The sequence below is a fragment of the Brachyspira sp. SAP_772 genome (genome assembly GCF_009755885.1).
Classification (GTDB): Bacteria; Spirochaetota; Brachyspiria; order Brachyspirales; family Brachyspiraceae; genus Brachyspira.
Genome location: NZ_VYIX01000216.1, coordinates 1 through 664, shown reverse-complemented (window position 1 = coordinate 664; position 664 = coordinate 1). Strand labels below are relative to the sequence as shown.

At 25.2% G+C, this 664-nt stretch carries 1 protein-coding gene and 1 pseudogene; both read right to left on the bottom strand.

Annotated elements, in window-relative coordinates:
• On the bottom strand, positions 1-433 hold a 433-nt coding region (locus tag GQX97_RS13650; RefSeq protein WP_157152317.1), incomplete at its 3' end, for a glycosyltransferase family 2 protein.
• A gap of 18 nt (positions 434-451) precedes the next feature.
• Positions 452-664, bottom strand: a pseudogene (locus GQX97_RS13645) (peptidase T); the annotation flags it as partial.

Sequence of the window (664 nt, the reverse complement as noted above, 5' to 3'; positions counted from 1 at the left end):
ATTTTTTCTTCCAAATATTCATTCTATTGTGATAATAAGGTTTTATATTGTTAGTGTCTTCATTAACTGTATATATATTATTTGTAAAAACTATATCTGCATCATTTTTTAAAGCAGTACTATACAACTCTTCAATAAAGTTCTCAGATACAAAATCATCAGAATCTATAAAAGAAATATAATCTGACAAACTATTATCAATACCAATATTACGAGAATAACCTATTCCATAATTATTTTTATTATTAATTAGTTTTACTCTGTTGTCTTTATTTATATATTCTTTAATTATACTTTCAGAATTATCAGAAGAGCAATCATTTACACAAATTATCTCTATATCTTTTAATGTCTGATTAATAACACTATCCAAACATTTTTTTAAATATTTTTCTACATTATAAAYTGGTATAACAACAGAAACTTTTGGCATTAGAACCATCTCCTTTTTTTATTTAGAATATATATCTATTATTTTTAATAAAACCTCTGTCATCTTCTCTAAAGATTGAGTAGGAATATATTCAAATCTGCTATGGAAATTCTCTCCTCCAGCAGATAAATTAGGACAAGGAAGATTTCTAAATGATAGCCTAGCCCCATCAGTGCCTCCTCTAATAGGAACTATTCTTTCTTTTATATCGCATTCATTAAAAGCCTTCTT